Source organism: Streptomyces sp. NPDC059853 (assembly GCF_042731495.1).
Taxonomy (GTDB): domain Bacteria; phylum Actinomycetota; class Actinomycetes; order Streptomycetales; family Streptomycetaceae; genus Streptomyces.
Window position 1 is genome coordinate 1 of sequence record NZ_JBHWJL010000238.1, and the last position, 8246, is coordinate 8246.

8 protein-coding genes are annotated in these 8246 nt (G+C 72.8%); 5 read left to right on the forward strand and 3 right to left on the reverse strand.

Features of this window, described 5'->3' with window-relative positions; all coding sequences use genetic code 11:
* Positions 1-37: 37 nt before the first annotated feature.
* Together ACFV5N_RS21045 and ACFV5N_RS21050 are read right to left on the reverse strand one after the other, a co-directional pair.
* Positions 38-1225: a DUF349 domain-containing protein gene (locus ACFV5N_RS21045; protein ID WP_385602038.1), complete on the reverse strand. Its 1188-nt coding sequence runs from the start codon at positions 1223-1225 to the stop codon at positions 38-40.
* Between the two features lie 333 nt (positions 1226-1558).
* Positions 1559-2419, reverse strand: coding sequence for a peptidylprolyl isomerase (locus ACFV5N_RS21050; RefSeq protein ID WP_385602016.1), 861 nt, complete (start codon positions 2417-2419; stop codon positions 1559-1561).
* A gap of 119 nt (positions 2420-2538) precedes the next feature.
* Between ACFV5N_RS21050 and ACFV5N_RS21055 the strand changes: the two genes are divergently transcribed.
* The 4 genes from ACFV5N_RS21055 (at position 2539) to ACFV5N_RS21070 (ending at position 6666) form a co-directional block, all read left to right on the forward strand.
* Entirely contained in the window at positions 2539-3252 is a 714-nt protein-coding gene (locus ACFV5N_RS21055; protein WP_385602019.1) for an MBL fold metallo-hydrolase, read from the forward strand.
* A gap of 12 nt (positions 3253-3264) precedes the next feature.
* Positions 3265-4548: a histidine--tRNA ligase gene (gene hisS / locus ACFV5N_RS21060; RefSeq protein ID WP_385602022.1), complete on the forward strand. Its 1284-nt coding sequence runs from the start codon at positions 3265-3267 to the stop codon at positions 4546-4548.
* Between the two features lie 73 nt (positions 4549-4621).
* The gene (locus tag ACFV5N_RS21065) at positions 4622-5257 is read left to right on the forward strand and encodes a vitamin K epoxide reductase family protein (RefSeq protein WP_385602024.1); all 636 of its coding nucleotides are present in this window, start codon (positions 4622-4624) and stop codon (positions 5255-5257) included.
* Between the two features lie 44 nt (positions 5258-5301).
* Positions 5302-6666, forward strand: coding sequence for a replication-associated recombination protein A (locus ACFV5N_RS21070; RefSeq protein ID WP_385602027.1), 1365 nt, complete (start codon positions 5302-5304; stop codon positions 6664-6666).
* 25 nt (positions 6667-6691) lie between these two features.
* Here ACFV5N_RS21070 and ACFV5N_RS21075 read toward each other — a convergent pair whose 3' ends face one another.
* Positions 6692-7477, reverse strand: a complete 786-nt coding sequence (locus tag ACFV5N_RS21075) for a DUF2470 domain-containing protein (RefSeq protein ID WP_385602034.1) — start codon at positions 7475-7477, stop codon at positions 6692-6694.
* Between the two features lie 55 nt (positions 7478-7532).
* Here ACFV5N_RS21075 and rpsD point away from each other — a divergent pair, with 55 nt between their 5' ends.
* Positions 7533-8144, forward strand: a complete 612-nt coding sequence (rpsD, locus tag ACFV5N_RS21080) for a 30S ribosomal protein S4 (protein WP_019434768.1) — start codon at positions 7533-7535, stop codon at positions 8142-8144.
* Positions 8145-8246: the final 102 nt, after the last annotated feature.

Sequence of the window (8246 nt, forward strand, 5' to 3'; positions counted from 1 at the left end):
GCCCGGGTGGTGCCGCGCGTGCGCCGCGCGGCCGGTGTCAGCCGCCGAATTCGGCCAGGCCCTTCAGCGCCTGGTCCAGCAGCGCCTGCCGGCCGGCGAGTTCCTTCACCAGCTTGTCGGCCTTGGCGGTGTTGCCCGCCGCCCGCGCCTGCTCGGCCTGCCGCCGCAGCTTGTCCACCGCGTCCTGGAGCTGACCGGTCAGCCCCGCCGCCCGCGCCCTGGCCTCCGGGTTGGTCCGCCGCCACTCGGCCTCCTCGGCCTCCGCGACGGCCCGCTCCACGGCGTTCCAGCGGCCCTCGATGGCGTTCTTGGCGTCCCGGGGCACATGCCCGATGGCCTCCCAGCGCTCCCCGATGGAGCGCAGCGCGAGCCGGGCGGCCTTCACATCCGTGATCGGCAGCAGCTTCTCCGCCTCGGCCGCCAGCTGCTCCTTGCGAGTCAGGTTCTCCCGCTGCTCACTGTCGCGCTCGGCGAACACCGCGCTCCGGGCCTGGAAGAAGACGTCCTGCGCGGCCCGGAACCGGGTCCACAGGTCCTCCTCCGCGTCCCGGTGCGCCCGGCCCGCCGCCTTCCACTCGGTCATCAGCTCCCGGTAGCGGGTCGCCGTCGCCCCCCAGTCGGTGGACGTGGACAGCGCCTCCGCCTCGGCGATCAGCTTCTCCTTGCGCCGCCGGGTCTCCTCGCGCTGCGCGTCCAGCGAGGCGAAGTGCGCCTTGCGCCGCTTGGAGAACGCCGAGCGGGCCTGCGAGAAGCGGTGCCACAGCTCGTCGTCCGTCTTGCGGTCGAGCCGCGCCAGCCCCTTCCAGATGTCCACCAGGGCGCGCAGCCGCTCGCCGGCCGCCCGCCACTGGTCGCTGCCGGCCAGCTCCTCGGCCTCGGCGACCAGGGCCTCCTTGGCGGCCCTGGCCTCCTCGCCCTGCTTGGCCCGGGCGGCCTTGCGCTCGCGCCGGCGCTCCTCGACCACGGTGGTCAGCTGGTCCAGCCGGCGCCCCAGCGCGGCCAGATCACCGACGGCGTGCGCCCCGTCCACCTGCTCGCGCAGATGTCCGATGGCCGTCTGGGCGTCCTTGGCGGACAGATCGGTGGTGCGCACCCGGCGCTCCAGCAGGTCGATCTCCACGACCAGGCCCTCGTACTTGCGCTCGAAATAGGCGAGCGCCTCGTCGGGCGAACCGGCCTGCCAGGAGCCGACGGTCTTCTCCCCGTCGGCCGTGCGCACGTACACCGTGCCCGTCTCGTCGACGCGCCCCCACGCGCCGCCGGCCGGTGCCGCGGTGCCCGCGTCGCTCGCAGCAGCAGCCTCGCTCGCCCCTGCGGCCGGCGCCTCCGGCGTCGGCTGGGTCTTGGTCTGCGGCTCGGCAGCCTGTCGCGCGTCGCTCACGGCGTCTCCTCACACGATGCCGCGAACCCTTGCCACGGCATCATCCACGAATTTCACCCGGTCTCATCCGGCTTCCGGGCCCACCAGACCGGCGAGGGGCCCTGTACCCCGCCCAACATAGGCGACGGTTCGCCCGGCTGTCCGCCCCTGACGGAACGAAATCCCGCCGGGCGCCCCTCAGCCCGCCTCCACCGTCGCCGACTCGATGACCACGGTGGCGTTCGGCGGGGTGTTCCCGGTGGCGGGATCGGTGCCGCTGCCCGCCTCCGCGATGGTCTGGAGCACATCGAGACCCGCGGTGACCGTACCGAACGGCGTGTAGTCGGGCGGCAGCTCACTGTCCTCGTAGACCAGGAAGAACTGGCTGCCGCCGGAGTCCCGGCCGCTGTCCTCCTGCGGGTTGTACTGGTTGGCCATCGCCACCGTGCCCGCCGGGTAGACCCCGTCCGCCACCTCGGGCGCGTCCAGGTTCTCGTCCGGGATGGTGTACCCGGGGCCGCCCATGCCGGTGCCGGTCGGGTCGCCGCACTGGAGCACGTGCAGGCCCTCGGTCACCAGCCGGTGGCAGGGGCTGTGGTCGAAGAAGCCCTCACCGGCCAGGAACGCGAACGAGTTGACCGTGCGCGGGGCCGCCTCCGCGTCCAGCGCGATCTCGATGTCACCACAGGTCGTGGCCAGCGACATGGTGTACGCGGCCGAGGTGTCCACCGTCAGCTCCGGCTCCGCGTCCCACTGCTGCTCCGAGGGCGAGCCCCCGGACGGGGCCGCGCACGGGTCCTCCACCGGCGGGGTCTCCTCCTCCTGGTCCAGGCCGTCCTGGTCCGGCTGATCCCGCGCCGCCGCGTCCGCGGTGTCGTCGTCCCCGCCGAACACCCCCGTCGCCAGGGCGGTACCGCCGCCCGCCACCAGCACCACCAAGGCGGCGGCCAGTACGGCCCTGCGCCGCCGCGCCCTGCGCCACCGCTCCCCGCGGCGCTGCTGCTGCCGCTCCCACTTCGCCCGGGCGAGCTGCTTGCGCCGCTGCTCTTTGCTGACCACCGCTCTCCTCCTGACGTACCCGACAAGCCATGCGTCACCGTATACGGGTTCGCCCGCCCCGTACCGTCGCCGGTAGGCTTCCCGTTCACAGCCGACGCCGACCACCACGAAGGACGCCCGTGCTCATCGCTGGCTTCCCCGCCGGGGCCTGGGGGACCAACTGCTATCTGGTCGCCCCCGCCGCGGGCGAGGAGTGCGTGATCATCGACCCCGGCCACCAGGCCGCCGAGGGAGTCGCCGCCACCATCGCCCGCCACCGGCTCAAGCCGGTCGCCGTGCTGCTCACCCATGGCCACCTCGACCACGTCGCCTCGGTGATCCCGGTGTGCGGAGCCCACGACGTCCCCGCCTGGATCCACCCGCGGGACCGCTCCATGCTCAGCGACCCGGAGAAGGCCCTCGGCCGGACCATCGGCACCCAGCTGCTGGGCGACCTGACGGTGGGGGAACCCGACGACCTGCGCGAGCTGAGCGACGGCAGCACCGTGGAACTGGCCGGTCTGGAGTTCGGCGTCACGCACGCCCCGGGCCATACCAAGGGGTCGGTGACCTTCGGGCTGCCGGAAGCGGAGGACATCCCCCCGGTGTTCTTCTCCGGCGACCTGCTGTTCGCCGGCTCCATCGGACGCACCGATCTGCCCGGCGGCGACCACGCCGAGATCCTGCGCTCGCTGGCACGGGTGTGCCTGCCGCTGCCGGACTCCACGGTCGTCCTGTCCGGGCACGGCCCCCAGACCACCATCGGCACCGAGCGCGCGACCAACCCGTTCCTGCGGGAACTCGCCGCCGGCCAGGGCGCAGGGGAGACCCCCGCGCCGCGACGAGGAATGTGAAGACCCCTTTCCGTGAGCACCTTCTCCGCCCCCAAGGGCACCTACGACCTGCTCCCCCCCGACTCCGCGACCTACCTCGCGGTGCGCGAGGCCATGGCCGCCCCGCTGCGCCGGGCCGGCTACGGCTACGCCGAGACCCCCGGGTTCGAGAACGTCGAGCTGTTCTCCCGGGGCGTCGGTGAGTCCACCGACATCGTCACCAAGGAGATGTACACCCTCACCACCAAGGGCGGCGACCACCTGGCGCTGCGCCCCGAGGGCACCGCCTCCGTCCTGCGCGCCGCGCTCCAGGCGAATCTGCACCGGGCGGGCAATCTGCCGGTCAAGCTCTGGTACTCCGGGTCCTTCTACCGCTACGAGCGCCCGCAGGCCGGCCGCTACCGGCACTTCTCCCAGGTGGGCGCCGAGGCCATCGGCGCCGAGGACCCGGCGCTGGACGCCGAGCTGATCATCATGGCCGCCGACTCCTACCGCGCGCTCGGGCTCACCGGGGTGCGGCTGCTGCTCAACTCGCTGGGCGACCGGGAGTGCCGCCCCGCCTACCGGGCCGCGCTCCAGGAGTTCCTGCGCGGACTGGACCTGGACGAGGACACCCGGGCCCGGATCGAGATCAACCCGCTGCGGGTGCTGGACGACAAGCGCGAGTCGGTGCAGCGGCAGCTGGCCGGGGCGCCGATGATGCGCGACCACCTGTGCCAGGCGTGCAAGGAGTACCACGAGCGGGTGCGGGAGCTGCTGACCGCGGCGGAGGTCGCCTTCGAGGACGACCCGAAGCTCGTCCGGGGCCTGGACTACTACACCCGCACCACCTTCGAGTTCGTGCACGGCGGTCTCGGCTCCCAGTCGGCGCTCGGTGGCGGCGGCCGCTACGACGGGCTCTCGGAGATGATCGGCGGCCCCGCGCTGCCCTCGGTCGGCTGGGGCCTGGGCGTGGACCGCACGGTGCTGGCGCTGCGCGCCGAGGGCATCGCTCTCGACCTCCCGGCCGCCACCCAGGTGTTCGCCGTGCCGCTCGGCGAGGAGGCGGCGCGCACGCTGTTCTCCGTGGTCACCGGGTTGCGCAGGTCCGGGATCGCGGCCGACCTGGCGTACGGCGGCAAGGGGCTGAAGGCGGCCATGAAGGCCGCCAACCGCAGCGGGGCCCGGTACGCCCTGGTGGCCGGGGAGCGCGATCTGGCCGAGGGCGTGATCCAGCTGAAGGACCTCGCCAGCGGTGAGCAGCACCCGGTGCCGGTGGACGCCCTGGTCACGGAGCTGACCGGACGGCTCGGGGACACCGGTACGCCGAACGGGTGATACGGACCCCTTGGCGGGGAGCCTGGCTGGTGCAGAATTGGGCCCGTATCCGACGACGAGCGGGAATGGCGAGATGACGGCATCGGCGGTAGACGTGGCACGCACCCAGGAGCCTGCTCAGGACGGCCCGGAGGAGGTGGGAGCGGGCCGCGGCTTCGCCGTGCTGCTGGTGATCACCGGCTTCATGGGCCTGCTGGCCGCCTGGGTGATCACCCTGGACAAGTTCCATCTGCTGGAGGACCCGGACTTCACCCCGGCCTGCAGCCTCAATCCGATCGTCTCCTGCGGCAGCATCATGGAGAGCGATCAGGCGGCGGTCTTCGGGTTCCCCAACCCGATGCTGGGCCTGGTCAGCTACGGCGCGGTGATCGCGATCGGCATGGGTCTGCTGGCCGGGGCCCGCTACCGGCGCTGGTTCTGGCTGGGCCTCCAGGGCGGCACCCTGTTCGGGGTCGCCTTCTGCACCTGGCTCCAGTACCAGTCGCTCTACGAGATCAGCGCCCTGTGCCTGTGGTGCTGCCTGGCGTGGGTCGCCACCATCTTCATGTTCTGGTACACGACGGCGCACAACATCCGGCACGGCATCATCCCGGCGCCGGCCGGCGTGAAGCGGACCATTGAGGAGTTCCACTGGCTGTTCCCGGTGGTGCACGTGGCGATCATCGGCATGCTCGTCCTGACCCGCTGGTGGGACTTCTGGACCGGCTGAGCCGGCCCCGGCCCGCTGTCGGCGGGGTGACTTAGGGTTTGGGTGTGGAGCCCGATCTGTTCACCGCCGCTGCCGAAGACCGCCAGGAGCGCGACCCGTCCACCAGCCCGCTGGCGGTGCGGATGCGCCCCCGCACGCTGGACGAGGTCATGGGGCAGCGGCATCTGCTGCGCCCCGGGTCGCCGCTGCGCCGGCTGGTGGGGGAGGGCGGCGGCGGTCCCGCCGGGCCGTCCTCGGTGATCCTGTGGGGGCCGCCCGGCACCGGCAAGACCACCCTGGCGCACGTGGTCAGCAAGGCCACCGACAAGCGGTTCGTGGAGCTGTCCGCGATCACCGCCGGGGTCAAGGAGGTGCGCGCGGTCATCGACGGCGCCCGCCGTTCCTCGGGCGCCTACGCGCGGGACACGGTGCTGTTCCTGGACGAGATCCACCGCTTCAGCAAGGCCCAGCAGGACTCGCTGCTGCCCGCGGTGGAGAACCGCTGGGTCACGCTGGTGGCCGCCACCACGGAGAATCCTTACTTCTCGGTGATCTCGCCGCTGCTCTCCCGCTCCCTGCTGCTCACCCTGGAGCCGCTGACCGAGGACGATCTGCGCGGCCTGCTGCGCCGCGCGGTCACCGAGGAGCGGGGCCTGGACGGGGCGGTGACGCTGCCGGAGGACAGCGAGGCCCATCTGCTGCGGATCGCCGGGGGCGACGCCCGGCGGGCGCTCACCGCGCTGGAGGCGGGCGCCGGGGCGGCGCTGGCCAAGGGGGAGCGGGAGATCACCCTGGCCACCCTGGAGGAGGCGGTGGACCGGGCGGCCGTCACCTACGACCGGGACGGCGATCAGCACTACGACGTGGCCAGCGCGCTCATCAAGTCCATCCGGGGCTCGGACGTGGACGCGGCGCTGCACTATCTGGCCCGCATGATCGAGGCGGGGGAGGACCCGCGCTTCATCGCCCGGCGGCTGATGATCTCCGCGAGCGAGGACATCGGGATGGCGGACCCCACCGCTCTCCAGACGGCGGTGGCCGCCGCGCAGGCGGTGGCGCTGATCGGGTTCCCCGAGGCGTCGCTGACGCTGAGCCAGGCGGTGATCGCGCTCGCCCTGGCGCCCAAGTCCAACGCGGCCACGGTGGCGATCGGCGCCGCGCTGGCGGATGTCCGGGCGGGTCTCGCCGGTCCGGTGCCCGGCCATCTGCGGGACGCGCACTACAAGGGCGCCCAGAAGCTGGGCCACGGGGCCGGCTACCAGTACCCGCACGACCTGCCGGACGGCATCGCGGCCCAGCAGTACGCGCCGGACGCGGTGCACGGCAAGCGGTACTACCAGCCGACGCGGCGCGGCGCCGAGGCCCGCTACGCGGACATCGCCGAGCGGGTGCGGGAACGGCTGGCCGGGGGCACCGACCCCCGCTCGTAGCCGTCTCCCGCCGCCCCGGGTCCGGTCACTCCCCGGCGGCCGCCGACGCGAACAGCTGCCGCATGGCGTGCCGCAGTCCCGTCACGTCCCCCACCGGCTCGGGGAACTCGAAGCGGGCGTCGAAGCAGTGCCCTCCGGTGCAGAACCGCACCCGCAGCCCGAACCGGTCGAGCCCGAGCGGGACCACCCGCTGCCAGGCGTCGCAGCCGGCCCCCCGGTCGCTCAGCAGGGCGCACAGCGAGCGCAGCTGGGTCTCGTGCGAGGAGGCCAGGTGCTGGAGCAGTTCGGCCTCGTGCCGGGTCAGCGGATCGGGTGCGGCGGCCGCGAACTCGTCCGGCTCCACCGGGGCGGCGCCCCACAGATCGTCGGTGTACGCCTCGCCCACCTCAAGACGCAGCAGGGTCCAGTCCGGGCCGGGCACCGGCCCCGAGGGGTGCCGCCCGGCCAGCAGCGCGGCCCCCTCCGCGCGCTCGGGCCCGGGGACGGTGGTCAGCCACCCGGCGACCCATCCGCGGCCCCGGATACGATGGGGGACGGAGACAGGGGCGACGTCGGTGATCTCCATCACGGCGGTAAGCTCGTCACCTTGGGCATGAACGGCAGCTCTGGCCGCCGGGGCACGTGCCGGGATCAGCAGCAGGACATCTCCGGAGGCCGCGACCACGCGGGATTCCGGGGTGCTGAGCCCCGGTTCGTCCAGTTCGCCGCCCGGAATGGTCAGACTCGCTGACGCATTCGACTCCACGAGGGTGCGCACCCGCTCGGCTGCGGTGGGCTGTTGGGCGCTGATGGCGCTCCCAGGTCGAAGCATGCGTTCTCCTCCGCTAAGGTAAGGCTCACCTAACTTACACGGAGGTTTGTTCCACGTGAACCAATCACGCCCCAAGGTCAAGAAGTCGCGGGCGCTCGGCATCGCACTGACCCCCAAGGCCGTCAAGTACTTCGAGAAGCGCCCCTACCCTCCCGGCCAGCATGGGCGTGGCCGGAAGCAGACCAGTGACTACAAGGTCCGGCTGTTGGAGAAGCAGCGGTTGCGCGCCCAGTACGACATCAGCGAGCGGCAGATGGCCCGCGCCTACGACCGCGCCCGCAAGGTCGAGGGCAAGACCGGTGAGGCCCTGATCATCGAGCTGGAGCGGCGCCTGGACGCGCTGGTCCTGCGCTCCGGTCTGGCCCGCACCATCTACCAGGCCCGCCAGATGGTCGTACACGGTCACATCGCGGTCAACGACCGCAAGGTGGACAAGCCCTCCTTCCGGGTCCGCCCGGACGACGTGGTCACCGTCCGCGAGCGCAGCCGGGACAAGCACCCCTTCCAGGTCGCCCGCGAGGGCGGCTACGCCCTGGACGGGGAGACCCCGCGCTACCTCCAGGTCAACCTCCAGGCGCTGGCGTTCCGGCTCGACCGGGACCCCCAGCGCAAGGAGATCCCGGTGGTCTGCGACGAGCAGCTGGTCGTCGAGTACTACGCCCGCTGACGCGCCGCACGGTGCCGCGGCCCGCTCCGGCGGCCACCGCCGGAGCGGGCTCAGCTCGCGTGCCCGCGGCCGTATCCCCGCTCCCCCGTACCGGGGAAGGGG